The organism is Mesorhizobium sp. B2-1-1 (assembly GCF_006442975.2).
Taxonomy (GTDB): Bacteria; Pseudomonadota; Alphaproteobacteria; order Rhizobiales; family Rhizobiaceae; genus Mesorhizobium.
Genome location: NZ_CP083954.1, coordinates 1,942,680 through 1,969,386, shown reverse-complemented (window position 1 = coordinate 1,969,386; position 26,707 = coordinate 1,942,680). Strand labels below are relative to the sequence as shown.

Below are 26,707 nucleotides of genomic sequence, written 5' to 3'. Positions count from 1 at the left end.
GGAAGCATGAGAACGGGCGAATGACCCGCCGCATTGCCTTCTGTACCCGCTCGCTGGATAGTTCCGGCCATGCTGCAGAGCCTGACGACTCACTGGCCTCAAATCCTGGCGATCATCTCGGTGATGATCGCCAGCGTTGGCATTGCCCATGCCGTCATGACCAAGGAGGACGTCCGGGCCGCCACCGGCTGGGTCGGCGTGATGGTGCTGTCGCCGATCCTGGGCGTGCTGATCTATGCCGTGGCCGGCATCAACCGCATCCGGCGCGCCTCGATCAGCGCACAGCGCTCGCTTGCCGGCGATCTGGCGTCCGCCAGGCACGACCGCGACATTGCCGCCGAGGAGGCCCTGATCATCGAACGATACGGGCCGCGCTTCATCGGCCTCAGGACGCTGGGCGACAGGGTCGCGCGGCGCGCGCTTCATCCGGGAAACGCCATCACGGTCCTGGAAACAGGCGACGAAGCCTATACTGCGATGTGCGCGGCCATCGACGGCGCCGAACGCAGCGTCCTGCTCGAAACCTATATTTTCGACAATGACCCCGTCGGCCTGCTCTTCGTGGAATCCCTTGCCCGGGCCGTCCGGCGCGGCGTCAGCGTGCGCGTGTTGATCGACGCCGTGGGCGCCCGCTATTCCGTGCCCAGCATATTGGGCCACCTGCGCGGCGCCGACATCACCGCCGGGCTCTTCAACGGCAACATCGTCATGGGCCTGCACCTGCCCTATGCCAATCTGAGGACCCACCGGAAGATCCTGGTGGTCGACGGCACGGTTGCCTTTACCGGCGGCATGAACATTCGCAAGGGCTTTTCCGCCGAGTTTGCCGGCTCCAACAGTTCCAGGGACACGCATTTTCGCGTGACCGGTCCAGTGGTAGCCGACCTCTTTTCGGTTGCCGCCGAAGATTGGCGTTTCGCCAGCAACGAGGCGCTGAAGGGCGATGCCTGGCGAATTGCCCCGCTGTCGCCGGCGCCCGCCACGCCCATGCTGGTGCGGGCGGTCGCGTCCGGCCCGGACGCCAGCGTCGAGACCAATCACAAGCTGCTGATCGGCGCCTTCTCCGTCGCGCGCAAATCGATCCGCCTCATGTCGCCCTATTTCCTGCCGGACCGCGAACTGATCAGCGCCCTGACGACCGCGGCAAGACGCGGTGTCGAAATCGATATCGTGGTGCCGGCGGTGAACAATCTTTTCCTTGTCGACCGTGCGATGACGGCGCAATTCGACCAGGTTCTGAAGCACTATTGCCGCGTCTGGCGCACGGAAGGACCTTTCGACCATTCGAAGCTGCTTTCGATCGATGGCGCATGGGCCTATATCGGGTCTTCCAACCTTGACGCCAGGTCGCTACGGCTCAATTTCGAGATCGACCTGGAGGTACTCGACGCCGGCTTCGCCAGCGAGGTCGAAAAGCGGATCGCGGCGGCGATCGAGACGGCCGTCCCTGTCACGCTGGAAGCATTGCGGGCGCGGCCATTCGTCATCCGTCTGTTCGATCGCATCCTGTGGCTGGGCTCGCCCTATCTTTAACAAAAGGACGTGTTTGCCAGATAGCTTGAAATCGATGATGGAACAGATGCCGAAAGGTTCTATTTTTTGAGGTGCATGGTGCAAGCAGCAGGAATGGCGGGCAAACGATGCGGGTGAACGGGCGCAGCCTGCCGGCAAGCATGCTTTTGTCCATTCGCGACAAGCGGATGCGGAAGGCCAATGCCACGTCGACCAACAAGGCGGACGCCACCGGAACGCTGGTCGCCTCCTACAATGTCCACAAATGCATCGGCGTCGACCGCAAGTTCGATCCCGACCGCACCAGCCGCGTCATCCGCGAGATCGACCCGGATGTCATCGCCCTGCAGGAAGCGGACAACCGTTTCGGCGACCGGACCGGACTTCTCGACCTGTCCCGGCTCGAACTGGAAACCGGCTTGGTGCCGGTGCCGATTTCGGCGACCGGCAAGGGCCATGGCTGGCACGGCAACGTCTTGCTTTTCAAAAAGGGCGTCGTGCGCGACGTGCATCAGATCAGGCTTCCCGGGCTGGAACCGCGTGGCGCTCTGGTGGCGGAAATCGACCTCGACGGAAGCCAGTCCCTGCGCGTCATCGCGGCGCATTTGGGCCTGCTGCGCCGTTCGCGGTCGCAGCAGGCACAGGTCGTCCTGGATATCATGAACAGCCCCGACGAGAAGCCGACGCTGCTGCTCGGCGACCTTAACGAATGGCGCCTCGGAAACCGCTCCGCGCTGAACACGCTGCATCTGACGTTTGGACCGCTGCCTCCGGCTGTTCCCACCTTCCCCTCGAACCTGCCGCTGCTGGCGCTCGACCGCATCATGGCCAACCGGCACGGAATGATCGCGGCCGTCGAAGCGCATGACACGCCGCTGTCGCGGGTCGCCTCCGACCATCTGCCGCTGACCGCCTTTGTCCGCCTGTAGCCACGCGCCGATAACGCCTTGATGTCGACCGCGTTGGAAAGCGTGTAGGGCGGTATCGGAACGGCGGCTCCTTTTGCGAGTTGATATGGCTTGGACAACAGGAGGACGAGACATGAGAAGCTTTTTCCTGGCCTCGATGATGGCGTTGGCCGCTTCGGCTTCCGTCATTGCGCCGACGCAGGCCGCGAGCGTCACCATCCAGTCCGGCGACGAGCCCCAGTATTCGCCCGACGACGACTATGACAATGGCGAGGTCGTCGTGCGCCGCCATCACGATCGCCAGCGTTATATCGACAATCGCTATAACGACGACGAGGACAGCGATGTTCGTTACAGCGACCGCGAATACCGCCGCTACCATCGTCACCACCGCTGCCACATCGAGTTGGTGAAACACTGGCGCCACCATCACAGGGTGATCGAAGAGGTTCGTGTCTGCACCTGACCCGAGGATCGCTGAAGTGCATCTGCGTGGCCTGATTGCAATGCGGTAAGCTGCGGCCACGCCCCTTCCGCTGCACTGGTTATGCCGCATTGCACAATTCCGTGACCTTGCCCACAATGCGGGGCATGGTCCTATCCTCCCTAGCCGTCCTGGTGATCGACGAAAACCGTATCCGCGCCTCGATCATCGAGGCGGGACTGCGCGAGGCCGGCCATCAGCGGGTGACCGTCGTCCATGACGTGGCGGGCATTGCGCGCCGCATCGCCGAGATCCAACCCGACGTGATTGTCATCGACCTCGAAAACCCCAACCGCGACATGCTGGAGAACATGTTCCAGCTGTCGCGCGCGGTGAAGCGCCCGATCGCCATGTTCGTCGACCGTTCCGACCAGGCCTCTATCGAGGCCGCGGTCGATGCCGGCGTGTCCGCCTATGTCGTCGATGGCCTCAGGCAGGAACGCGTGAAACCGATCCTCGACATGGCCGTCAGCCGCTTCAACGCCTTTTCGCGCATGGCACGCGAACTGGAGGAAGCGCGCAGCGAACTCGAGAACCGCAAGGTCATCGACCGCGCCAAGGGGATATTGATGAAATCGCGGGGTCTGAGCGAAGACGCGGCCTACACGCTGCTGCGCAAGACGGCGATGAACCAGAACCGCAAGATCAGCGACATCGCCCATAGCCTGGTGACGACAGCCGGGCTGCTCGGGCCGCTGGAGGATGAATGAGCATGACAGCTGCGCATCAGATCACCGCCGGCTTCATGCCCCTGTTCGACAGCGCCGTGCTGGTCGCGGCCGGCGAAATGGGCTTTGCCGCGCGCGAAGGCGTCGATCTCGTCCTCCACCGCGAGACCTCCTGGGCCAACATCCGCGACCGCATCGCCATAGGCCATTTCGACCTTGCCCATATGCTTGGGCCGATGCCGCTCGCCTGCAACCTCGGGCTCACGCCGCTGGCATCCGAGACGATCGTGCCCTTTTCGCTCGGCCTCGGCGGCAATTGCGTCACCATCTCCAACGCCGTCTGGGAAGGCATGGCGGCGCATGGCGCCGTATCGGATCTCGATCCGGCCCGCGCCGGCACGGCGCTCGGCGCGTTTATCCGCGAACGCGCGGCGGCCGGCCGCGACCCGCTGCGCTTCGCCGTCGTGCATCCGCATTCCGGGCACAATTACGAACTGCGCTATTGGCTCGCCGCCTGCGGCATTGACCCCGACGGTGAGATCGAGATCGTCATCGTGCCGCCGCCCTTCATGGCCGACGCGCTGGCCGCCGGCCGCATCGACGGCTATTGCGTCGGCGAGCCCTGGAACAGCGCCTCCGTCTCGGCCGGCACCGGCCATATCGTCACCGTCAAGGCGCTGCTGTGGCGCAACAGCCCCGAAAAGGTAATCGGCGCGCGCAAGGCTTGGGCCGAAGCGCAGCCGGAGGCGCTGGCGGCGCTGCTCAGGGCATTGCACCACTCCGCCCGCTGGTGCCAGGACCCGGCCAATCGAGGCGAACTGGCGGCATTGATGGCGCAGCCCGGCTTCCTGGGCCAGTCCACCGAGATCCAGATGCCGGTCCTGACCGGACATCTCCGCCTCGGCAGCGGCGCCGAGCGGAACGTCGAGGACTTCTTCGTTCCGTTCGACAAGGCGGCGAACTTTCCCTGGAAGAGCCATGCGCTGTGGTTCTACACCCAGATGGTGCGCTGGGGCGATATCGCGCACACGCCTGAAAACCTCGCCGTCGCCCGCGACTGCTACCGGCCCGACCTCTATCGGGCGGCGCTGAAGCCGCTCGGCGTGGCGCTGCCGGGCGCCAATGCCAAGGTCGAGGGGGCGTTGAAGATCGCAACGCCCGTCGGCTCGGCCGGGGCAAGCCTGGTGCTCGGCCCCGACGGTTTCTTCGACGGCCGCATCTTCGATCCGGACCAGATCGACGCTTATATCGGGGCGCAGCGGCCAGGGTGATCATTTCCGCGCCGTTCTTGTGCATTGCACAAAATTTATGCGGACTGATCGCATAGCTGACCAATGTTTGGCCTTGTCACCTGGTGGCCGGATCTGCCCGTGAATCGGCTATTCAGCTGAATTCATTCGAAATTCCTTTCTAAGGCGAGACTGGCACGGTTCCTGCATTGAAATAACCGGACCCTTAGTGGGTCACGGAACAGGCGTCCAATGGCGGGCGCCCACAGGCAAAGCTGCCGCTCAGGTCAAGACGCGATCCGGATTCCCGGACGCGAAGACCTGGCCGGCGGCTTTTTTGTTTGGCCGAACACGCAATCGACGGTGCTGGTCCCAGGCAGCGCCCAACCGGAGACGACGATGACGAAACGGATCGGAACTGGAACAACCCTCAAGGATTTCACGCGCCGCGATTTTGTCGCCAGCAGCGCGCTGGCGGCGGCGCTGTTCGTCGCAGCGAAGATGCTGTTCCCGGTTGGCGCCGTGGCCGAGGGCAAAGGTGCCCAAGTGAACGCGCCAAGCTCGCCGCGCTGATGCCGCGCCGCTGACCATCGATCAAGAAAACACGCGCGGTGCTTCTCCATCGCAAACCGGAGCCTAACATGACCGCAATCCTCCCAGCCGCGCCCAGCCAGGACAATGCCCCCCGGCAGGCGCTCGTGATGTCCACCATCGCGTTCACAGTCTGCTTTGCGGTGTGGACGATCTTTTCCATCATCGGCGTGCGCATAAAGCAGGAACTTGGGCTGAACGAGACGGAGTTCGGCCTGCTCGTCGGCACGCCGATCCTCACCGGCTCCCTCGTGCGCATGGTGCTCGGCGTCTGGACCGACCGCTATGGCGGACGGCTGGTTTACACCGCCACCATGCTCGCTGCGGCGGTAGCGACCTTCCTGCTCGCTTTTGCGCACACTTACGGACAGATGCTGATCGCTGCACTCGGCGTCGGGCTTGCCGGCGGCTCCTTCGCCGTTGGCGTCGCCTATGTCTCGCGCTTCTTCCCGGCGGGCAGGCAGGGCACGGCGCTCGGCATCTTCGGTGTCGGCAATGTCGGCGCCGCTGTCACCAAATTCCTGGCGCCTTTCGTGCTTCTCGCCTGGGGCTGGCAATCGGTCGCGCTGATCTGGGCGGCAGCACTCGTCATCATGGCCGCCATCTTCTGGTTCACGACCGGCGACGATCCCGTGATTCGCGAGCGCCGCGCCGGCAAGACCACGCCTGCGAGGAGCTTCTGGCAGGAATTCGCGCCGCTGAAGAACCCGCAGGTCTGGCGCTTCGCCTTCTATTACTTCTTCTCCTTCGGTGCGTTCGTGGCGCTGTCGCTGTGGCTGCCGCGCTACCTGATCGGCGTTTACGGCTTCGGGCTGGCGACCGCCGGCATGATCGGCGCGGCCTATTCGATTCCCGCGAGCATCTTCCGCGCCTATGGCGGAGTGCTTTCCGACCGCGTCGGCGCTCGTACCGTACTCTACTGGACCTTCTCCGTTTGTGCCGTCGCGACCTTGGTGCTGTCTCTCCCCTCGGCAGACTATGTGGTGCGCGGCATCAGCGGGCCGATCGCCTTCCATTTCGAGATCGGCCCGCTCGCCTTCATCGCCGTCGCCTGCGTGCTCGGCTTCTTCATGAGCCTCGGCAAGGCCGCCGTCTACAAACATATCCCGGCTTACTATCCGCAGAGCGTCGGGACCGTTGGCGGCGTCGTGGGCATGATCGGCGGCCTTGGCGGCTTCATCCTGCCGATCGCCTTTGGCGCGCTGAACGATCTCACCGGCGTCTGGTCGAGTTGCTTCATGCTGCTCTTCGTCCTCGTCGTCGCCTGCTTTGCCTGGATGCATGTCAGCGTCAGGCGGATGGGGCGGGCCGCATCAACCAAGGCGTCGACCCTTTCCTATGCTGCAGAGTGACACCGGAGCGGATTAGGAACATGACCCAAAAACTCGTCATCATCGGCAACGGCATGGCCCCCGGGCGCATGCTGGAGCACCTGCTGGAACAGGCGCCGGACCGCTACAGCGTCACCATCTTCAACGCCGAACCGCGCGTCAATTACGACCGCATCATGCTGTCGCCGGTCCTCTCGGGCGAGAAGGCCTACGAAGAAATCATCATCCATGGCGACGGCTGGTACATCGCCAACAACATCACCCTCTACAAGGGCCACAAGATCGTCGCCATCGACCGCGCAGCGAAGACCGTCACGTCGGACCACGGCGTCACCGAACCCTACGATAAGCTCGTCATCGCCACCGGCTCGGTGCCGTTCATCATCCCGGTGCCCGGCCACAACCTGCCCGGCGTTCTCACCTATCGCGACCTCGACGACGTCCAGGCGATGATGCTCGCGGCCCAGTCGCGCGCCAAGGCTGTGGTCATCGGCGGCGGACTGCTCGGACTGGAAGCAGCAGCGGGCCTCAACGCGCAAGGCATGGACGTCACCGTGCTGCATGTCATGCCGACGCTGATGGAGCGCCAGCTCGATCCGGCGGCAGGCTATCTGTTACAGCGCGCCGTCGAGCAGCGCGGGATCAAGGTTGTCACCAAGGCCAATACAAAGGCGATCACGGGCAACGGCAAGGTCGAGCAGGTCGAACTCGTCGACGGCACCGTCATCCCCGCGACGCTGGTGGTGATGGCCGTCGGTATCCGGCCGAACGCAGCGCTGGCGAAGGAGGCGGGCATCGCCGTCAACAGAGGCATCGTCGTCGATGCCGGCATGCGCAGCAACGACCCGGACATCTACGCGCTCGGCGAATGCGCCGAGGTGAACGGCCAGATCTATGGGCTGGTCGCCCCCCTATACGAGATGGCCCGCGTCGCCGCCCGCCAGCTCGCCGGCGACGAGGCGGCCGGTTTTGTCCACATGGACACGCCGACCAAGCTCAAGGTCACCGGCATCGACCTGTTCTCGCTCGGCGACTTCGCAGAGGGCGAGGACCGCCAGGAGATCGTGCTGCGCGACGCGGCGGCCGGCGTCTACAAGCGCCTCGTGCTCAAGGACGACCGCATCATCGGCACCGTGCTCTACGGCGAGACCGCGGACGGCGCCTGGTTCAACGACCTCAAGAAGAAGCAAACAGACATATCGCAAATGCGCGATACGTTGATCTTCGGCCAGTCCTACCAGGGGGGTGCCCCACTGGACCCTATGGCGGCCGTTGCAGCCTTGCCGGATGATGCGGAAATCTGCGGCTGCAACGGCGTCTGCAAGGGCAAGATCACGGGCGCGATCGCGGCCAAGGGGCTGACTTCGCTCGACGACGTGCGCGCGCACACCAAGGCGTCGGCCTCATGCGGCTCCTGCACCGGGCTGGTCGAAAAACTGATGGTGCTGACCATCGGCGACAAGTACAACCCGGCCGCCGTACAGCCCATGTGCTCCTGCACGACGCTCGGCCATGACGAGGTGCGCCGGCTGATCAAGGCCAAGGCGCTGAAGACCATTCCCGCGATCATGCAGGAACTGGAATGGAAAACCTCCTGCGGCTGCGCCAAATGCCGGCCGGCACTCAACTATTATCTCGTCTGCGACTGGCCGGACGAATACGCGGACGACTACCAGTCACGCTTCATCAACGAGCGCGTCCACGCCAACATCCAGAAGGACGGCACCTATTCGGTGGTGCCGCGCATGTGGGGCGGCGTCACCAATGCCGCCGAACTGCGCGCCATCGCCGATGTCGTCGATAAGTTCGATATCCCGATGGTCAAGGTCACCGGCGGCCAGCGCATCGACATGCTGGGCATCCGCAAGGAAGACCTGCCGGCGGTGTGGGCCGACCTCGGCCAGGCCGGCTTCGTCTCCGGCCACGCCTATGCCAAGGGACTGCGCACGGTGAAGACCTGCGTCGGTTCCGACTGGTGCCGCTTCGGCACGCAGGATTCCACCGGTCTCGGCATCCGCATCGAGAAATTCATGTGGGGCTCGTGGACGCCGGCCAAGGTCAAGATGGCGGTGTCGGGTTGTCCGAGGAACTGCGCCGAGGCGACCTGCAAAGACGTCGGCGTCATCTGCGTCGACAGTGGCTACGAGATCCACTTCGCGGGTGCGGCAGGCCTCGACATCAAGGGCACCGAAGTGCTTGGCCTGGTCAAGACCGAGGACGAAGCGCTGGAGCATATCGTGGCGCTGACGCAGATGTACCGCGAGCAGGCCCGCTATCTCGAACGCATCTACAAATGGGCCAAGCGCGTCGGCATCGCCGAGATCAAGCGCCAGATCATGGACGATGGCGACAAGCGCAAGGCCTTCTACGACCGCTTCGTCTTTTCCCAGAAATTCGCCCAGGTCGATCCGTGGTCGGAACGCGTGTCAGGCAAGGACAAGCACGAGTTCCGGCCGATGGCCTCGGTCGGGTTCGCGGAGGCGGCGGAGTGATGGAGATGTTCGCGCGAGCCACCCTCTGTCCCGCCGGCCATCTCCCCCTCAAGGGGGGAGATTGGATGCCACAACGGCCTTTGCCAATCGCCAACTTCGCAGAACGGACGCCATCAGCAAAACTACCGATCTCCCCCCTTGAGGGGGAGATGTCCGGCAGGACAGAGGGGGGCGCCTGGGCGCATTCGTATCAAATAAAGGCGACCCAATGACCTGGACACCGATCGGCTCCCTGTCCGACATCCCCCGCCGGGGCGCGCGCTGTGTTGCCACGCCGCAGGGCAAGATCGCTATCTTCCGCACCGCCGAGGACCAGGTCTTCGCCATCGACGATCATTGCCCGCACAGAGGCGGGCCGCTGAGCCAGGGCATCGTGCATGGCGCGGCGGTCACCTGCCCCCTGCACAATTGGGTCATCTCGCTGGAGACCGGCAAGGCGCTCGGCGCCGACGAGGGCGCGGTGCGCACCATTCCGGTGAAGATCGAGGGCGAGCGTTTGTTCATCGCGCTCGAAGCGCTGGCAAGCCGCGCGGCCTGACCCATGCAGATTGGCGAAGCACGCGAGGTGAGGACCACTTGCCCCTATTGCGGGGTAGGCTGCGGCGTGCTGGCGAAGGTCGCCGCGGACGGACAGGTGTCGGTCCGCGGCGACCCCGACCATCCCGCGAATCTCGGCCGGCTCTGCTCCAAGGGCTCTGCTCTTGCCGAGACCATCGGCCTCGACGGCAGGCTGCTCCACCCCGAGATCCACGGCCGCCGCGCCTCCTGGAATGAGGCACTCGATCTTGTCGCGTCGACCTTCTCGCAAACCATTGCCGAACATGGGCCGGATGCGGTCGCCTTATATGTCTCCGGCCAGTTGCTGATCGAGGACTATTATCTCGCCAACAAATTGATGAAGGGGTTCATCGGCTCGGCCAATATCGACACCAATTCGCGCCTCTGCATGGCCTCCTCGGTCGCCGGCCATCGCCGCGCCTTCGGCTCCGACACGGTGCCCGGAACCTACGAGGATCTGGAGCTTGCCGATCTCATCGTGCTGGTCGGCTCGAATCTCGCCTGGTGCCATCCCGTGCTCTACCAGCGCATAGCTGCCGCGCGTGAGAAGCGCTCGGAGATGAAAATCGTGCTGGTGGACCCGCGCCGCACCATGACATCCGATATCGCCGACATGCACCTGGCGATCGCGCCCGATGGCGACGTCGCCCTGTTCACCGGCCTGCTCGCCTGGCTCGGCCAGCACAATGCGCTCGACCGCGCCTACATCACGGCGCACACGACCGGCTTCGGACAAGCCCTTTTCGCCGCCTCGGCACTCGACCTTGCCGGCATCGCTGCCGCCACGGGCCTGAGCGAGGACGAGCTCGCCCGCTTCTACGGCCTGTTCGCCGCGACCGCCAAGACTGTCACGGTCTACAGCCAGGGCGTGAACCAGTCGTCGTCCGGCACCGACAAGGTCAACGCCATCATCAATTGCCACCTCGCCACCGGTCGCATCGGCAGGCCCGGCGCCGGGCCGTTCTCGGTCACCGGCCAGCCCAACGCCATGGGCGGACGCGAGGTCGGCGGCATGGCCAACATGCTGGCCGCGCATATGGAGATTGAAAATTCGGGGCATCGCGAACGCGTGAAGCGCTTCTGGAATGCACCTGACATCGCGCAAAAGCCCGGCCTGAAAGCGGTCGACATGTTCCGGGCGGTCGCCGACGGGCGGATCAAGGCGCTGTGGATCCTCGCCACCAATCCTGTCGATTCGATGCCCGATGCCGACGCCGTCGAAGCAGCGATCAAGGCCTGCCCGTTTGTGGTGGTGTCGGACGTGCAGGCCGACACAGACACGGTGCGCCATGCCCATGTCCGGCTGCCGGCCACCGCCTGGGGCGAGAAGGACGGCACCGTTACCAATTCCGAGCGCCGCATCTCGCGCCAGCGCCCGTTCCTGGCCGCGCCCGGCGAGGCGCGGCCAGATTGGTGGATCATTGCGGAAGTGGCGCGGCGGATGGGGTTTGGCGAGGCGTTTTCCTATGACGCGCCGGCCGGGATATTCGCCGAGCACGCGGCGCTGTCGGGCTTCGAGAATGATGGCGCGCGCGATTTCGATATTGGTTGGTATGCCGGTGTCGATGAGAAAGCTTACGAAGCGCTTGCGCCATTCCAATGGCCGGCGCCGAGCCCAGGCGCCCCCCTCTGGCCTGCCGGCCATCTCCCCCTCAAGGGGGGAGATTGGATGCCACGACGGCCTTCGCCAATCGCCGATACCGCAGGACGAGCGCCGTCGACAAAACTGCCGATCTCCCCCCTAGAGGGGGAGATGTCCGGCAGGACAGAGGGGGGCGCCTGGGCTCGACATCTCTCGGAGGGGAACGTTCAAGCTGAGCCCCAACCGGAGAACGATAAAGCAGGGCCACCGAACACCCGCTTCTTCGCCGACGGCAATTTCTACACGCCCGACCGCAAGGCGCGCTTCATCGCCGTCCGCCCTGTCACGGAAACCCGCACGGACGAGAAATTCCCCCTCATCCTCAACACCGGCCGTGTCCGCGACCATTGGCACACCATGACACGCACCGGCAAAAGCCCGCGTCTGTCGCAGCACATCGCCGAACCCTTCGTCGAGATTCATCCCGACGACGCCGCGCGATACGGCATCGGCGACGCCGACATCGCGCGCGTTTCCAGCCCGCGCGGCGCCGTGCTCGTGCGCGCGCTGATCACGTCCCGCCAGCGCCGGGGCAGCGTTTTTGCGCCGATGCACTGGACGGACCAGTTCGCCGCCAAGGGCCGACTCGACACGCTCACGGCGCCGCTCACCGACCCGGTTTCCGGCCAGCCGGCACTGAAGCACGTCGCGGTGCACATCGAGAAATTCGCCGCGATGGCGTTCGGCTTCGCCGTGACCCGACAAAGGCCCGAAGCGGTCGCCGGCGACTATTGGGCCGTGGCCCGCTGCAGGGATGGCTGGCGGGTCGAGCTCGCCTTTGCAGACGACAAAATCGACTGGACGACTTTTGCCCAATCCCTGTTCGGCGCCTCGACCGATGCCGAAATACTCGCCTATCACGACCGCGATGCCGGCCAGCATCGCATCGCCGCCTTCGATGGCGTACAGCTCGCGGGCGCCCTGTTCGTCGCTCCCGGCCCGGTCGCCGTGTCGCGCGGATGGGCAACGCAGCAGCTCGAAGAGGCCCATGCCAGCCAACGCGAGCGCTTCCGCATCGTCGCCGGCCGCGCCGGTGCCGAACGGCCCGATGCCGGCGCGACCGTCTGCTCCTGTTTCAACGTCGGGATCAAGCAGATCACGGCGGCGGTGGCTTCCGGCTGCACGAACGTGGAAGCCATCGGCGCCGCGCTGAAGGCAGGCACCAATTGCGGCTCCTGCCGCTCTGAGATCCGCGCCATCATCCAGGCACATCGCGTTCAGGCGGCCGAGTAGGCGGCAGAACCCGCCATCGGCGGCCTCCCGATGCGTATGCGCCGGCGGACCCCGCGTCAGCCCATCATAGCCGGGCGGCAGAACGACACCCGGGGCGTAGCTGCGGTTGTCCAGATCGCTAAGCGCGCCGTACTTGCCGCCGTGTGGGTTGCCGCCGACGTCTCGCCGCCATCATTGGCTACAGAACTGGACTTTAGTCCGAGCTGTCTCATCTGGACACAAAAGCGCAAGGCTGAAAATGTCTTAATGCATGTCGCCCAAAAGTAACCTCGGTTTTGGGAGGACGACATGCACGAAAAAAGCCAAAAGCGCGTCGCATGAATCCGCTTCGACGCGACCCGCTCTTGGAGCGCAGTAAGCTTGGCCAACCAGAAGGAGGCGGATGCTGGACATCGAGGACATAGCCGCTCATCCCGATCTGCACCGCCACGTCCAGGAGCAGTCGCTGGCGCTGATCCACATCTACGAAGCCAGCCCGCGGCTCGCTTCCATATTCGCCACGCAGCAGCGCTGGCTGATGGGCCATGTCGGCCTTGCCATGCATTTCAGGCGCGACCCGGGCGACCGTCGCACCGCGTTGACGGTGTCGCGCTTCATCGAGTTCGTGCATCAGCACAAGGTCGCCAGCCGCAACACCGCCGACGCTTTCATCAAGGAGATGCTGAATTACCGCATCGCCGAATACGTCGCGGGCGGAGACGGGCGCACCCACCCGTTGCAGCCGACAGCGGACACGGTGCGGACATTCACCGGATGGGTGCACGCACATCTACGGACCCTTGACCGACTCGACGGCGCGGACCGGCTGGCGAGATACCTGGAGCGGCCCGATATGCTCGCCGCCCTGCAGCCCCTCGTGGCCGACGGCCTGCTTTCGTCCAAACCGGTGCGCGAACCCAACCAGACCTTTTCCCTGTTCATCTGGCTCAACAATGGCGGCATCGTCATGGATCGGCTCATGTCCGGCATCGACCCCGACCATGCCGGCCTAGATCGGATTCCGACCAGCGTGGTCTCGGTGGCGGAATTCGCCAGTTGGCTCAAACTGTCGCGCACCCACCTCGCCCGAAAACTACGCGATGCCGAGGCGCTCGGCAGCATCGGCTGGCTGGGCCAGCGCGGCAATTCCGTGATGTGGGTCTCGCACCGCTTCTTTCAGGAATACATGACCGTCCAGGCCGCCAAGCTGGCCATCGTGGATGCCGCCTTCGCAGCATGCTTTTCCACCGACCACTGAGAGACTCGCCGCTGCCCAGGCTATGAAGGCGGTCCGTGCCGCTGTGTATCCTTTGAAACAAAAAAACCGCCTCGGCGGCGGGACGTCAGCACCATACGAAGAATGACAGCATAACTGCCCTCAGCAGTGAACCTCAGGCCGCAGAACGGCCCGGGTGCGCAAGGTCACCCGAGCCGGAACCCGCAATGTCACTCGATGTCGAAGGAGACACCCTGGGCGAGCGGCAGCGCCTTGGAATAGTTCACCGTGTTGGTGGCGCGGCGCATATAGGCTTTCCACGCATCGGAGCCGCTCTCGCGGCCGCCCCCGGTTTCCTTTTCACCACCGAAGGCGCCGCCGATCTCGGCGCCCGACGTGCCGATATTGACATTGGCGATGCCGCAGTCCGAGCCGTCGACGCCGAGAAAGCGCTCGGACTCCTGCAGGTCGCGGGTGAAGATCGACGACGACAGCCCCGCTCCCACCGCATTGTGCTCGTCAAGCACGGCGTCGAAATCGGAATACTTCATCACATAGAGGATCGGCGCGAACGTCTCTTCGGTCACCGGCGACACTTGGCTGGGCATTTCGACTAGCGCCGGATGCACGTAGTAGGCGTCCGGATGGCCATTCTCGACCCGCGTGCCGCCGGTCACCTTGCCGCCGTGGGCGGACGCTTCCTGCAGCGCCTTCCGCATGGCTTCGTAGGCTGCCTTGTCGATCAGCGGCCCAACGAGCGCCGACGTCTCCAGCGGATTGCCGACAGAGACGCTCTGATAGGCCTTCTTCAGCCGCGGTACCAAGGCGTCGTAGACGCTGTCATGCACGAACAGGCGCCTCAGCGTCGTGCAGCGCTGGCCCGCCGTGCCCATCGCGCCAAAGGCAATCGCGCGCAACGCCATGTCGAGATCGGCGGTCGGGCAGACGATGCCGGCATTGTTGCCGCCGAGCTCCAGCACCGCGCGTGCAAAACGCTTGGCCAGGCGCGGGCCGACGTCGCGGCCCATGCGGGTCGAGCCGGTGGCGGAGACCAGCGGCACCTTGGGATGATCCACCAGAATCTCGCCGACGGCGCGGTCGCCGATCAGCACCGACGCGAGCCCTTCCGGCGCATCAGTGCCGAAGCGCTTGACGGCGCGCTTGAAGATCGCCTCGCAGGCAAGCGCCGTCAGCGGCGTTTTTTCGGAAGGCTTCCATACCACCGCGTCGCCGCAGACCAGCGCCAGCGCCGCATTCCACGACCACACCGCGACTGGGAAGTTGAAGGCGGAGATGACGCCGACCACGCCGAGCGGATGCCAGGTTTCCATCATGCGGTGTCCTGGGCGCTCGGTGGCGATGGTCAGTCCGTACAATTGCCTGGAAAGACCGACGGCGAAGTCGCAGATGTCGATCATCTCCTGCACTTCGCCGAGCCCTTCCGAGGGGATCTTGCCGACCTCGATCGACACCAGCCGGCCAAGTTCGGCCTTGTGCGCGCGCAATTCCTCGCCGAGCAGCCGCACCAGCTCGCCGCGCTTCGGGCCCGGTACCAGCCGCCAGGCCTGAAACGCCTTGTGCGCGGCATCGATGGTCCTGGCCGCATCGGTCGGCGAGATCGTGCTCAATGCCGCGATCTGCTCGCCCGTGACCGGGCTGCGCACGATCAGGTCGCCGCCGACAAGCGCCTCCTTGGCAACACCCAGTTTCGCCAGCAGCTCGGCGGTTTCCTTCGCTATCGTCATGTCTGTCCCTTTCAGATCCCGCCATTCATGTGGCGTGGTCAAAGCATTGCGCCGTGCATTCCCTATGCGGTCAGGCGCAGGGTGGCGCTGTCTTGGCGTGCCAATAGCGGTTTCAGGAAAAAATCGCCACCCCGGCATGGTCCAAGCTCGGGCCAGACCATTGAACCAGGGTCAGCTTGCGGTGCGCGCTGCGCTGTCCTTCATCAGCCGGTCGATGTGCATGCGTATATGGGCCGCTTCCGCCGCGGTGTTGGCAAGCGCGATGGCGCGATCGAAGGCGACCCGCGCCTCCTCGCCCCGGTCGAGTTGCATCAAAAGCCCGCCCTTGAGGCCGAAGAAGTGGAAATAGCCGGAAAGCCTCTGCTCCAGCGGCTCGATCATGGCGAGCGCGGCCTCCGGGCCACGCACCTTGGAGACCGCAACCGCACGGTTGAGGGTGACGACAGGCGACGGCTGCATTTGTTCGAGCAGGCCGTAGAGCAGGTCGATCTCCACCCAGTCCGTGTCCTCGGCCTTTTCAGCCCGCGCATGCAGCGCGGCAATCGCCGCCTGCACCTGGTAAGGGCCGGGCTTTCGGTGGCGCAGCGCCTTGTCGACCAGCGCCAGCCCCTCATCGATCATCTTGCGGCTCCACAGGCTGCGGTCCTGATCCTCGAGCAGAACGATCTCTCCGTCCGCATCGAAGCGGGCCGGTGCGCGCGCATGCTGGAGAAGCAGCAGCGCCGTCAGCCCCATGATCTCCGGCTCGGTCTGGAACAGCCTGAGCAGCAGCCGGGCCAGCCGGATCGCCTCCTCGCACAGCGGCGCGCGGGCTGGCGCCTCGCCGCTGTTGATCGAATAGCCCTCGTTGAAGATCAGGTAGACCATGGCTGCGACTGCGGCGAGCCGCTCCGAGCGCTCCACCGCGCCCGGCGTCTCGAACGGCACGCCGGCGTCGGCGATACGTGCCTTGGCGCGGGTGATGCGCTGCTCCATGGCGCTTTCGCCGACCAGGAAGGCGCGCGCGATCTGCTTGACCGTAAGGCCGGAGACAATGCGCAGCGCCACCGCGATCTGCTGCGTTGCCGGCAGGTCGGGATGGCAGCAGATGAACAGCAGTCGCAATATGTCGTCGCGGTAGTGCGCGCCATCGAGCCGCTCGGCGATGTCGCTCTCTGCGTCCTCGAGATCAGATATCTGGTCCTCTTCCGGCATCGGCGCCTGCTTGGCGCGCTTGCGCACCGCGTCGATGCCGCTGTTGCGTCCGACGAAGATCAGCCAGGCCGCCGGATCGCGCGGCGGACCGTTCTGCGGCCAGTTCTTCAGCGCCCTGAGGCAAGCGTCCTGGAAAGCTTCCTCCGCCGTATCGAGGTCGCGGAAATAGCGCAGCAGCGCACCCATCGCCTGCGGGCGGGCGGCGCTGATCGCTGAGCTGATCCAGGCAAGTTCGGTCATACGGCGACCCTAGTGGGATTGAAGATGGATACCGGCCGGATTTCGTAGGAGCCGCCGCTCGGATTGACCTCGGAAAGTTCGCGCGCGAACTCCACCGCCTCGTCGAGATCGGCGCATTCGAGCGTGTAGAAGCCGAGGAACTGTTCCTTGGTCTCGGCGAACGGCCCGTCGATGACGATCGATTCGCCCTTGACCTTCCTCAGCGTCGTCGCCGCCGTCGTCGGCAAAAGCCGCGCCACCGGGCCAAGCCGGCCGGCGTCCGCGTATTTCTGCTGGACATCGAGAATGTTGGCCATGACCTTGTCGTCCTGTTCTTTGCTCCAGGAGCAGACGACGTCTTCGGAAGCATAGCACAAGATCGCGTAGAGCATGGTTTGTCCTCTTCTGTGTCAAAGGACGAAACACTAGGACCGATCCCGACACGGCGTCGATAAAAAAATCGAGGCGCCGTGGATTCAGCGGCCGGTGGTTGCCGCGGGTCCGCTTTCGTGCGTCTTCAGCCATCGCAGCACGAGCGCTTCCTCGTCATCGAGACCGTCTATCGACCGTTTGCGCTTGTTGGCTTCCGCCATTTCGGCAAGCAGCCGTCCCTGCAGCCATGCTTCGAAGACTTGCGGATGGATATAGCATTGGCGGCAGACGGCGCGCGTGTTGCCCAGCCGCTCGGCGACCCTGTCGATGACGCTGTTCATCGCCCGTTTCTGCTGTGCCTGGCTGTCGGGCAGCACCGTTTGCGCGAACAGCGACGCGGCGTGAATGGTGCCGCCCCATGTACGGAAATGTTTCGAGCTGAATGCATCGCCGATGGCCTCGCGGATGTAGCGGTTGACGTCCTCGGAGCGCACCGGGTGTCTGTTGCCGTCCTCATCGAGATACTGGAACAGCTTTTGGCCCGGCAGGTCCTGCGCGCCCCGCACGATTCGCGCGATGCGGCGATCGACCAGCTTCAATTTCCATTCCTTGCCCGATTTGCCCTTGAAGGCGAACCGCAGGCTCGATCCCTTGATGTCGACATGGCGGTCCCGCAGCGTCGTCAGGCCGAAGCTCTTGTTGTCGCGGGCGTAAGCGGCGTTGCCGACTCGGATCATGGTGTTGTCGAGCAGCCAGACGATCGCGGCGACGACGCGTTCGAGCGGCAGGCCATGGCGGCGCAGGTCGCTGTCGATCCTGCGCCGAAGCTCCGGCAGGCTTTCGGCGAAAGCGACAAGGCTCGAATATTTGGCGCTGTCGCGTTCCTCGGCCCAACGCGGATGGTAGCGATATTGCTTGCGCCCGCGCTGATCCCTGCCGGTTGCCTGGATATGGCCGTCCGCCTCGGGCGAGATCCACACATCCGTCCAGGCCGGCGGGATAACGATCGCCTCGATGCGCGCTCGGGTGGCATCCGAGACCGGCCTTCCGTCAGGTCCCCTGTAGGAAAATCCCTTGCCCGCTTTCAGTCGGCGGATACCGGGCTCGGTATCGCTGACATAGATCAGTGCGGCATCCTCGGCAGAGATCTGAGCGCCGTTCTTTGGTGCGGCCTCGCCGTCGATAGTCAATCCGGATTTCTGCAGCATGCTGGCCCCACGGAAACACCCGTAGATAAGCCTCTGGGCCGAGCACTGGTTCCATTCCTGTCCGAAAAGTCGGCGGCCACCCACGTCGGGCGGAACCCTGCAAGGCGCTTTGCGCAAGCAGGCCTGACGTCAGGTCTTCTCCAGCACCACCGGAATAACGTCGACGGCTTGCTCTCCGACCTGTCCGCCGGTGGTCTTGAGAACGCCGACGATCGGCGCGACATCCGAATAGTCACGGCCATAGCCGACGGTGATGTGATCGTTGGAGGCCCGCATGCCGTTGGTCGGGTCGAACTCCTGCCAGCCGGCATCGCGCCCGCACCACACCTTGACCCATGCATGCATGGCGTCGGCGCCCTCCAGCCTGGCCTTGCCCTTGGGCGGAATGGTGCGCAGGAAGCCGCTGACATAGCCGGCCGGTATGCCAAGCCCGCGCAGGCCGGCGATCATGATATGCGAGAAATCCTGGCACACCCCGCGCTTCAGCCGGAATGCGTCGCCAGCCAGGGTCCGCACGGTTGTCGCCTCGCCATCATAGGTGAAATCGCGGTGGATGCGATTGCAGAGGTTCATCGCCGTACCGGCGGCCGAGCCGCCGACGCTATCGCGCGCATAGGCGGTGATCGCCGCATCGATGCCGGCGTGACCGCTGGCGGCCAGGAAATGGTGCGGTGTATCCGGCGCCAGGGAGCGCATGGCGGCGAGCTCCTGACGCAGCCGGCTAAGATCGGGCGACACGTCGAGCCCGAGTTCCGGTCGCGACACCGCCACGCGCGCGCTCATCCTGATGTCGAGCGCGTCATGCGCGTCGCGGAAGGCGATCGAGGTGACGTTGTTGCCGAAGAAATCGGAAAAATCCGAGCGTTCGTTTGGCGCCGGCGCGAAGGATAGCGACGCTGCGACGACGCGCTGCACGCCGTCGATGGTCGGCGGCAACACGCGGACCTGGTGACGGCCGCCGCCGGCGACGGCGGCGTAGTCGTAGTGAAGGTGAAGCCTGATGTCGTAGAGCATGCCGGAGCGCCGCCTTAACCGAAATAGGCCTTGGCGAGGCTGCTGTAGAGCCCGCCTATCTCGCCGGCGAGATCGTTCAGCGCCTTCACAGTCATGTCCGCTGGCTCCTTGATGGCGATGGCTGTGTTGAGCTGCAGGATTTCCTTGGCCGCAGGCGACATGTGCCCCTCGCCGCCGATCGCCGGCAGCAGCCCGATCTCGGCCTTCAGCCGTTCGAGCTGGAACAGGATGGAACGCGGATTGAGCGGATCGAGCGCCAGAAGGTCGATCACCGTGCGGCGGCCGGCTTGCACAGGGTACTGCCGCCGGTGCGTCATGACGCTGTCGCCGATCTCCAGCATCATGTCGAGCGCGCCGTCCGGCGCCTTGTCGCTGGTCAGCCGGGCGAGCGTGCTGGCGATCTGTATGCCGCGTTCCAGCCGCCGGCCGATCTCCAGGAACCGCCAGCCCGCGAAGCGGTACATGTTCTCGTGCAGCAGGCCGGAAAAACCGGCGAGCTTGCGCAGGATGACGGTCATCGCCCGCGTCGCGTCATCCCCCGGCGCCACCGTCGTCGCGAACTGATGGATGGTCTTCGACAAGTCCTTGAGCGCCAGCCAGCCGTCCGGCGAGAAACGGTCGCGGATCTGGCCGGCGCTGTAGACCGCGCTGTCCAGCGTACCGATCAGCCCCGATGGGATCGCTGTTTCGACATCGATGCCGAACGGTTCGAGATGATCCCTGATGTCGGCCAGCAGCGGCATATCCGGATCGGAAGTTTCGGCGAGCCGCACATGATAGGCGCGCAGGATGCGCACCGTGTCTTCCGAGCGTTCGATGTAGCGGCCGAGCCAGGTCAGGTTTTCCGCTGCGCGGCTGGGCAGGCTGCCCGGCCTGGTGCGGCTGAAGCTGTCGCCCTCTTGTGGCAGCAGCGTCTCGCGCTCCACCGGCCGGTCGCTGACCACCCAGACATCGGCCGCCTGGCCGCCGCGCTGCATGGCGATCGCGGTCGGATCGAGCGACAGGCCGACGCGGGCGAACCCGCCCGGCATCACCGTCCAGCCCTCGGGCGTGCGCGCCAGGTAGACACGCAGGCTTGCCGGCCGCGGCTCCAGCCAGCCGCCGACATAGACGGGCGTCGTCGAAAGCGTCACCGCTTCCTGGCCGACGAAAGCGTCGCCGTCGCGTTCGATGCGCGCCACCAGGTCCGCCCGCTCCCCGGCCGACAGCGCGGAGCCAAGCCTAGTCTGGTCGTCGTCCTCGAAGGCCAGCCTCGTCGACAGCGCCGGCCCGATCACCATGCGGTCGATATTGGCGAGCACATGCGCTCGGTCGGATGCCTGACCGCACCACCATGTCGCGACGGTGGGCAGCTCGAGTTCCTCGCCCCGCAATTCGCGCGCGATCTTGGGCAGGAAGGCAAGCAGCGCGCGCGTTTCCATCAGGCCCGAGCCGAGCGCATTGACGGTGGAGACGCTGCCTTGCCGGATCGCCTCGACCAGGCCCGGCGTACCGATTTGCGACTCCGAGCGCAGTTCCAACGGATCGGCGAACGCCGCGTCCAGCCGTCGCCACAGCACGCTGATCGGCATCAGCCCGGAAACGGTGCGCACCATCAGCCTGCCCCCGGAAACGGTCAGGTCCTCGCCTTCGAGCAGCATGATGCCGAGATAGCGGGCGATATAGGCGTGTTCGTAATAGGTTTCGTTGAGCGGCCCAGGCGTCAATATGGCGACGCGGCCGTCAGCTTCCCTGGCCATGCCGATCAGCGCATCGCGAAAGCGCCGGAAGAAGCCGGCGAGGCGATGCACATGCATCTCGCCATAGATGTCCGACAGCGCGCGGGTCGTAGCGACGCGGTTCTCCAGAGCGAAACCGGCGCCGGATGGTGCCTGAGTACGGTCGCCCAACACCCACCAGCGGCCGTCCGGCCCGCGGCCGAGTTCGAAGGCGCAGAAATGCAGGAAATGGCCGTCGGCCGGACGAGTGCCAACCACGGGCCGCAAATATTCGGGGCTCGCCGCGATCAGTCCGGCCGGCAGGATGCCCTTCTCGACCAGCCGGTTCGGCCCGTATATATCGGCGATGATCTCCTCGAACAGCTCGGCGCGCTGCACCAGGCCGGCGCTGATCGCTGCCCACTCGGCGTCCTCGATGAGCACCGGAACATGCGCCAGCGGCCATTCGCGCTCGTTGGCGCCGGCCTTGTCATAGACGCGGTAATAGACGCCGGCGTCGCGCAGATACTGGTCGGCACGCGCAAAACGCTGGGCGAGTTCTTCGGCGCCGAGATCATCGAGCGCCTCGATGAAATGCTTCCAGGCCGGACGGGGATTGCCCGACGCGTCGACCATCTCGTCGACGACGCCGTCGATCGGCTGGTAGTGCTCCAGCAGGCGATGGATCTGCGCCTTGCCTCGTACCCGCTTGTGATTCCCCTTTGCCATGTCAGATCAGAGTCTTGGCGGACGCCGAAGGTCAAGCGTCACCGGGAAATCTTCCGTGGGTTGTTCTTCGCGCAGCACATAGGTCGACGGCGTGTGGCCGCGCGCCTCGAAGCGGGCGAGCCGGCGCGCTTCCGCCTCATTGCCGTTGACCGGAAAAGTGTCGTAGCTGCGCCCGCCCGGATGCGCGACATGATAGACGCAGCCGCCAATCGCCCGACCCGACCAACGGTCGTAGATATCGAACACCAGCGGCGTATTGATCGGCAGTGCCGGATGCAGGCCCGAAGCGGGTTGCCACGCCTTGAAGCGCACGCCCGCCACCGCGACTTCCCTGTTGTCGGTAACCTTCATCGGCACGATGCGGCCGTTGCAGACGACGGCATGGCGCTCCGGATTGAGCCCTTCGGTCTTGACCTGCAACCTTTCGACCGAGGAATCGACGAAGCGCACGGTGCCGCCGATAGCCCCCTGCTCGCCCATGACATGCCACGGCTCCAGGGCCTGCCGCAGTTCCAGCTTGACGCCCGCATATTGGACCTCGCCGCAGAAGGGAAAGCGGAACTCGAGCTGCGCGTCGAACCATTCGGGGCGGAACGTGAAACCGTTGAGCTTGAGGTCGTCGAGAACGTCGAGAAAATCCGCCCAGACATGATGCGGCAGCATGAAGCGGTCGTGCAGCGACGTGCCCCAGCGCACGAAACGGCCGTCGAGCGGGTTCTTCCAGGCGCGAGCGATGATCGCCCTGACCAGCAGTTGCTGCGCCAGGCTCATGCGCGCATTGGGCGGCATCTCGAAGCCGCGGAATTCCACCAGGCCCAGCCGTCCGGTCGGTCCATCAGGCGAAAACAGCTTGTCGATGCAGATTTCCGAGCGATGCGTATTCCCGGTGACGTCGGTCAAAAGGTTGCGGAACAGCCGGTCGACCAGCCATGGCAAAGGCACGTTGCCCTGGTCCGGACGCGGCACCTGCGCCATGGCGATTTCAAGCTCGTAGAGCGAATCGTGGCGCGCCTCGTCGAAGCGCGGCGCCTGGCTGGTCGGGCCGATGAACAGGCCGGAGAAGAGATAAGACAGCGAGGGATGCCGCTGCCATTGCAGCACCAGGCTCTTCAAAAGATCGGGGCGGCGCAGAAACGGGCTGTCATTGGGCGTCGCGCCGCCGACCACAACATGGTTGCCGCCGCCGGTGCCGGTGTGGCGGCCGTCGATCATGAATTTATCCGCGCCAAGCCGCGTTTGCCGCGCCTCCTCGTAGATCGCCGTGGTCGTCGCCACGCAGTCCTGCCAGTTGGCAGCCGGGTGGATGTTGACCTCGATGACGCCAGGGTCCGGCGCGACGCGGATGACGTTGAGGCGCGGATCATGCGGCGGGCCGTAGCCCTCGATATGCACTGGCAACCTGATCGCCTTGGCCGCGTTCTCGGCTGCCGCCACCAACTCAAGATAATCCTCCAGCGCCTCGACCGGCGGCATGAACACGCAGAGCCGTCCCTCGCGCGGCTCGACCGAAAGCGCGGTACGCACCGCGCCGCCGATCTCGGTGATCTCCTGCTCGACCCGGTCCTGCTGGGCGGTCGCGGCCGTGAACGATGCCGCCTGCTGGCGGCGTGCCATTTCATCGGCGCCCTGAGGTTCGGCCGGAGCCGCCATGGGCAAGATCGCCTCCCGCACGGGCAGCGCACCGCGCGGCTGCGAAGGATCGACCGGAACGATATAGGGAAACTGCTCCGGCGGCACGTGAGGCAGCGTGCCGAGCGGCAGGCGGTAGCCGACCGGTGAATCGCCCGGCACCAGGAACAGCCGCCCGCGCCGCGTCGTCCATTTTTCCGAGCGCCAGCGCTGGCCCGACGCCTGGCTGTTCCAGCGCTGCACCGGCAGCACATAGCCCGACGGCTTGGTCAGCCCGCGTTCGAACACCGTCGCCATGCGGCTGCGCTCTTCGGGATCCTCCAGCTTCGAATTGGACGGATCGACATTCTCCGGCAGCTTGCCTTCCTTGAGCAGCCACTCGGCCGGATCCTCATAGGCTTCGCTGACCATGGACGTTTCGATGCCGAGCTCGCCGGCGATCGCGGTCAGCAGGCTCTCGGCCTGCTTCGGACCGATATCGGCTTCGCTTTTCTCCCGCGCGATCAGCGACGGGTCGCTCCACACCGGCTGGCCGTCGGTGCGCCAGTAGAGCGAAAAGGTCCAGCGCGGTAAGCTTTCGCCGGGGTACCATTTGCCTTGGCCATAATGGAGGAAGCCGCCAGGCGCGAAGCGCTCGCGCAGCCTCCGGATCAGCGCATCGGCCTTTTCGCGTTTTGTCGGGCCGACGGCGGCGGTGTTCCACTCGGCGGACTCGAAATCGTCGATCGACACGAAGGTCGGCTCGCCGCCCATGGTCAGCCGTACATCCCCGTCCGCCAGCGCCGCATCGACCTTGTTGCCGAGCGCATCAAGCGCATGCCAGCTTTCATCCGAGAACGGCTTGGTGATGCGCGGATGCTCCGCGATGCGGTCGACCCGCATGTCGAAGCCGAACTCGACATTGGCAAAGCTCGCCATGCCGGAAATGGGCGCTGCATTGCGAAAATGCGGGGTGGCGGCAAGCGGTACATGGCTCTCGCCGGTAAGCAGACCCGAAGTCGGGTCGAAACCGATCCAGCCAGCGCCGGGAAGATAGACCTCGCACCAGGCGTGCAGGTCAGTGAAATCCACGGATGTACCGGCCGGCCCATCGAGCGCGACGAGGTCGGGCTTGAGCTGGATCAGATAACCCGAGACAAAGCGCGCGGCGATGCCTAGATTGCGCAGGATCTGCACCAGCAGCCAGCTCGAATCGCGGCACGACCCTTTGGCGGCCGCCAGCGTTTCCTCCGGCGAGAACACGCCGGTCTCCATGCGCACGATATAGGCGATTTCGCGCTGCAGCCGGGCATTGAGGTCGACGAGAAAATTGACCGTGTTTTTCGGGCTGGTATCGATGGTTTTCAGGAACGCCGACAGCAGCGGGCCTGCCGGTTCCGGTGTGCGATAGATGGCGAGGTCGTTGCGTGTCTCTTCCGGATACTCGAACGGGAAATTTTCCGCCGTCTCCTCGACGAAGAAATCGAACGGGTTGTAGACCGTCATGTCGGCGACGAGGTCGACCTCGATCTTGAGTTCGCTCACCGGGTCGGGAAAGACGAAACGGGCGAGGAAATTGCCGTAGGGGTCCTGCTGGAGATTGACGAAGTGGTTCGCCGGCTCGACCTTCAACGAATGGCTGAGCACTTTGGTGCGCGAATGTGGCGCCGGCTGGAGCCTGATCACCTGGGGACCAAGAACCACCGGCCGGTCGTATTTGTAATGGGTCAGGTGATAGACGGCGGCCAGAATTGCCATGGAGCCCCGGAAGATCGGCGTTTAGCTGGCCGAACCCTGACACATCTGGCCGTCATTCTCCAAGCGGATGTTGCGCTGCACCTAACTTAAACGGCTACCGAACCTCAGAAAAACGCTTGGATCCCCGTCTGCGCCCGTCCCAGGATCAGCGCGTGCACGTCATGCGTGCCCTCATAGGTGTTGACCGTCTCCAGATTCTGCGCATGGCGCATCACGTGATAGCCGATCTGGATGCCGTTGCCGCCATGCATGTCGCGCGCCTGGCGGGCGATGTCGAGCGCCTTGCCGCAATTGTTGCGCTTGACGATCGAGATCATCTCCGGCGCCATCTTGCCTTCGTCGAGCAGCCGCCCGACGCGCAACGAGGCCTGCAGCCCGAGCGCGATCTCGGTCTGCATGTCGGCGAGCTTCTTCTGGTAGAGCTGCGTGCTGGCCAGCGGCTTGCCGAACTGCTTGCGGTCGAGGCCATACTGGCGCGCGCGATGCCAGCAATCTTCGGCCGCGCCCATCGAGCCCCAGGAAATGCCGTAGCGAGCCCGGTTGAGGCAGCCGAACGGCCCCTTCAGCCCCGACACGTTGGGCAGCAGAGCATCCTCGCCGACCTCGACGCCTTCCATAACCACCTCGCCGGTGATCGACGCCCGCAGCGACAGCTTGCCGCCGATCTTCGGCGCCGAAAGCCCCTTCATGCCCTTTTCCAGGACGAAGCCACGGATCTCATCCTTGCCGTTCTCGCCCTTCAGCTTCGCCCAGACGACGAACACGTCGGCGACGGGCGCATTGGAGATCCACATCTTGGAGCCGGTAAGCTTGTAACCATTGGCGGTCTTCTCGGCGCGCGTCTTCATGCCGCCGGGGTCGGAGCCGGCATCCGGTTCGGTCAGGCCGAAACAGCCTATCCACTCGCCGCTGGCGAGCTTGGGTAGATACTTCCTGCGCTGTTCGTCCGAGCCATAGGCATAAATGGGATACATCACCAGCGACGACTGCACCGACATCATCGAACGATAGCCGGAATCGACGCGCTCCACTTCGCGGGCGACCAGGCCGTAGGTGACATAGTTGGCGCCGAGGCCGCCGAATTCTTCCGGAATGTTGATGCCGAGCAGGCCGGCCTCGCCCATCTCGCGAAAAATCGCCGTGTCGAAGGTTTCGTTGAGATAGGCCTCCTCGATGCGCGGCGCGAGCTTGTCGGCGGCGAAGGCCGCCGCCCCGTCCCGCACCATGCGCTCGTCTTCCGAAAGCTGGTCCTCGATCAGGAACGGGTCTTCCCAGACGAATGCATTCTTGTCGGCAGCCATGGCGTCTCGATCCTTAAAA

19 protein-coding genes are annotated in these 26,707 nt (G+C 64.9%); 11 read left to right on the top strand and 8 right to left on the bottom strand.

The window, feature by feature from the left end; genetic code table 11:
• The first annotated feature begins 69 nt into the window (after positions 1–69).
• The 11 genes from FJ972_RS09565 to FJ972_RS09515 all read left to right on the top strand — a co-directional run bounded on the left by FJ972_RS09565 (position 70) and on the right by FJ972_RS09515 (position 13,885).
• On the top strand, positions 70–1,533 hold the full coding sequence (locus tag FJ972_RS09565) for a phospholipase D-like domain-containing protein (RefSeq protein ID WP_140522283.1): 1,464 nt from the start codon (positions 70–72) through the stop codon (positions 1,531–1,533).
• Positions 1,534–1,640: 107 nt separating this feature from the next.
• Entirely contained in the window at positions 1,641–2,441 is an 801-nt protein-coding gene (locus FJ972_RS09560; RefSeq protein WP_140513604.1) for an endonuclease/exonuclease/phosphatase family protein, read from the top strand.
• A 112-nt stretch (positions 2,442–2,553) separates the two neighbouring features.
• Positions 2,554–2,886: a hypothetical protein gene (locus tag FJ972_RS09555; RefSeq protein WP_140496173.1), complete on the top strand. Its 333-nt coding sequence runs from the start codon at positions 2,554–2,556 to the stop codon at positions 2,884–2,886.
• Positions 2,887–3,011: 125 nt separating this feature from the next.
• Positions 3,012–3,614, top strand: a complete 603-nt coding sequence (locus FJ972_RS09550) for an ANTAR domain-containing response regulator (protein WP_140513606.1) — start codon at positions 3,012–3,014, stop codon at positions 3,612–3,614.
• A 2-nt stretch (positions 3,615–3,616) separates the two neighbouring features.
• A complete protein-coding gene (locus FJ972_RS09545; RefSeq protein WP_181173435.1) occupies positions 3,617–4,843 on the top strand; it encodes a CmpA/NrtA family ABC transporter substrate-binding protein in 1,227 nt (408 codons plus the stop codon).
• A 210-nt stretch (positions 4,844–5,053) separates the two neighbouring features.
• A complete protein-coding gene (locus tag FJ972_RS09540) occupies positions 5,054–5,374 on the top strand; it encodes a hypothetical protein (protein WP_140496176.1) in 321 nt (106 codons plus the stop codon).
• Positions 5,375–5,442: 68 nt separating this feature from the next.
• On the top strand, positions 5,443–6,744 hold the full coding sequence (locus tag FJ972_RS09535) for an MFS transporter (RefSeq protein WP_140522287.1): 1,302 nt from the start codon (positions 5,443–5,445) through the stop codon (positions 6,742–6,744).
• A 20-nt stretch (positions 6,745–6,764) separates the two neighbouring features.
• Complete coding sequence (gene nirB / locus FJ972_RS09530) at positions 6,765–9,215, top strand: nitrite reductase large subunit NirB (RefSeq protein WP_140522289.1); 2,451 nt, start codon at positions 6,765–6,767, stop codon at positions 9,213–9,215.
• A 208-nt stretch (positions 9,216–9,423) separates the two neighbouring features.
• Positions 9,424–9,753 carry a nitrite reductase small subunit NirD gene (gene nirD / locus FJ972_RS09525; protein WP_140522291.1) on the top strand — a complete coding sequence of 110 codons (330 nt, stop codon included), beginning with the start codon at positions 9,424–9,426 and terminating at the stop codon, positions 9,751–9,753.
• Positions 9,754–9,756: 3 nt separating this feature from the next.
• Positions 9,757–12,648, top strand: coding sequence for a nitrate reductase (locus tag FJ972_RS09520; protein ID WP_140522293.1), 2,892 nt, complete (start codon positions 9,757–9,759; stop codon positions 12,646–12,648).
• A gap of 382 nt (positions 12,649–13,030) precedes the next feature.
• Positions 13,031–13,885 carry a hypothetical protein gene (locus FJ972_RS09515; RefSeq protein ID WP_140496181.1) on the top strand — a complete coding sequence of 285 codons (855 nt, stop codon included), beginning with the start codon at positions 13,031–13,033 and terminating at the stop codon, positions 13,883–13,885.
• A 188-nt stretch (positions 13,886–14,073) separates the two neighbouring features.
• On the opposite strand, the gene FJ972_RS09510 is transcribed toward FJ972_RS09515, so the two are convergent.
• The 8 genes from FJ972_RS09510 to FJ972_RS09475 all read right to left on the bottom strand — a co-directional run bounded on the left by FJ972_RS09510 (position 14,074) and on the right by FJ972_RS09475 (position 26,688).
• A complete protein-coding gene (locus FJ972_RS09510; protein ID WP_140522295.1) occupies positions 14,074–15,588 on the bottom strand; it encodes an aldehyde dehydrogenase family protein in 1,515 nt (504 codons plus the stop codon).
• A gap of 171 nt (positions 15,589–15,759) precedes the next feature.
• Complete coding sequence (locus FJ972_RS09505; RefSeq protein ID WP_140522297.1) at positions 15,760–17,022, bottom strand: RNA polymerase sigma factor; 1,263 nt, start codon at positions 17,020–17,022, stop codon at positions 15,760–15,762.
• Positions 17,019–17,393, bottom strand: coding sequence for a YciI family protein (locus FJ972_RS09500; RefSeq protein WP_140496184.1), 375 nt, complete (start codon positions 17,391–17,393; stop codon positions 17,019–17,021). Before FJ972_RS09500 ends, FJ972_RS09505 begins: the two co-directional genes overlap by 4 nt.
• 84 nt (positions 17,394–17,477) lie before the next feature.
• A complete protein-coding gene (locus FJ972_RS09495; RefSeq protein WP_140522299.1) occupies positions 17,478–18,581 on the bottom strand; it encodes a DNA topoisomerase IB in 1,104 nt (367 codons plus the stop codon).
• A gap of 129 nt (positions 18,582–18,710) precedes the next feature.
• Positions 18,711–19,595, bottom strand: coding sequence for a transglutaminase family protein (locus FJ972_RS09490; RefSeq protein WP_140522300.1), 885 nt, complete (start codon positions 19,593–19,595; stop codon positions 18,711–18,713).
• Positions 19,596–19,609: 14 nt separating this feature from the next.
• On the bottom strand, positions 19,610–22,021 hold the full coding sequence (locus tag FJ972_RS09485; protein WP_140522302.1) for a circularly permuted type 2 ATP-grasp protein: 2,412 nt from the start codon (positions 22,019–22,021) through the stop codon (positions 19,610–19,612).
• A gap of 6 nt (positions 22,022–22,027) precedes the next feature.
• On the bottom strand, positions 22,028–25,387 hold the full coding sequence (locus FJ972_RS09480; protein ID WP_140522303.1) for a DUF2126 domain-containing protein: 3,360 nt from the start codon (positions 25,385–25,387) through the stop codon (positions 22,028–22,030).
• Positions 25,388–25,491: 104 nt separating this feature from the next.
• Positions 25,492–26,688 carry an acyl-CoA dehydrogenase gene (locus FJ972_RS09475; RefSeq protein ID WP_140496189.1) on the bottom strand — a complete coding sequence of 399 codons (1,197 nt, stop codon included), beginning with the start codon at positions 26,686–26,688 and terminating at the stop codon, positions 25,492–25,494.
• Positions 26,689–26,707 lie beyond the last annotated feature (19 nt).

Coding starts and splice junctions, on each gene's coding strand:
- FJ972_RS09545 (WP_181173435.1), top strand. CDS start 3,617: ATGACAGCTGCGCATCAGATCACCGCCGGCTTCATGCCCCTGTTCGAC.
- FJ972_RS09520 (WP_140522293.1), top strand. CDS start 9,757: ATGCAGATTGGCGAAGCACGCGAGGTGAGGACCACTTGCCCCTATTGC.
- FJ972_RS09475 (WP_140496189.1), bottom strand. CDS start 26,688: ATGGCTGCCGACAAGAATGCATTCGTCTGGGAAGACCCGTTCCTGATC.
- FJ972_RS09515 (WP_140496181.1), top strand. CDS start 13,031: ATGCTGGACATCGAGGACATAGCCGCTCATCCCGATCTGCACCGCCAC.
- FJ972_RS09555 (WP_140496173.1), top strand. CDS start 2,554: ATGAGAAGCTTTTTCCTGGCCTCGATGATGGCGTTGGCCGCTTCGGCT.
- nirD (WP_140522291.1), top strand. CDS start 9,424: ATGACCTGGACACCGATCGGCTCCCTGTCCGACATCCCCCGCCGGGGC.
- nirB (WP_140522289.1), top strand. CDS start 6,765: ATGACCCAAAAACTCGTCATCATCGGCAACGGCATGGCCCCCGGGCGC.
- FJ972_RS09495 (WP_140522299.1), bottom strand. CDS start 18,581: ATGCTGCAGAAATCCGGATTGACTATCGACGGCGAGGCCGCACCAAAG.
- FJ972_RS09560 (WP_140513604.1), top strand. CDS start 1,641: ATGCGGGTGAACGGGCGCAGCCTGCCGGCAAGCATGCTTTTGTCCATT.
- FJ972_RS09490 (WP_140522300.1), bottom strand. CDS start 19,595: ATGCTCTACGACATCAGGCTTCACCTTCACTACGACTACGCCGCCGTC.
- FJ972_RS09485 (WP_140522302.1), bottom strand. CDS start 22,021: ATGGCAAAGGGGAATCACAAGCGGGTACGAGGCAAGGCGCAGATCCAT.
- FJ972_RS09540 (WP_140496176.1), top strand. CDS start 5,054: ATGGCGGGCGCCCACAGGCAAAGCTGCCGCTCAGGTCAAGACGCGATC.
- FJ972_RS09535 (WP_140522287.1), top strand. CDS start 5,443: ATGACCGCAATCCTCCCAGCCGCGCCCAGCCAGGACAATGCCCCCCGG.
- FJ972_RS09505 (WP_140522297.1), bottom strand. CDS start 17,022: ATGACCGAACTTGCCTGGATCAGCTCAGCGATCAGCGCCGCCCGCCCG.
- FJ972_RS09550 (WP_140513606.1), top strand. CDS start 3,012: ATGGTCCTATCCTCCCTAGCCGTCCTGGTGATCGACGAAAACCGTATC.
- FJ972_RS09480 (WP_140522303.1), bottom strand. CDS start 25,387: ATGGCAATTCTGGCCGCCGTCTATCACCTGACCCATTACAAATACGAC.
- FJ972_RS09500 (WP_140496184.1), bottom strand. CDS start 17,393: ATGCTCTACGCGATCTTGTGCTATGCTTCCGAAGACGTCGTCTGCTCC.
- FJ972_RS09510 (WP_140522295.1), bottom strand. CDS start 15,588: ATGACGATAGCGAAGGAAACCGCCGAGCTGCTGGCGAAACTGGGTGTT.
- FJ972_RS09565 (WP_140522283.1), top strand. CDS start 70: ATGCTGCAGAGCCTGACGACTCACTGGCCTCAAATCCTGGCGATCATC.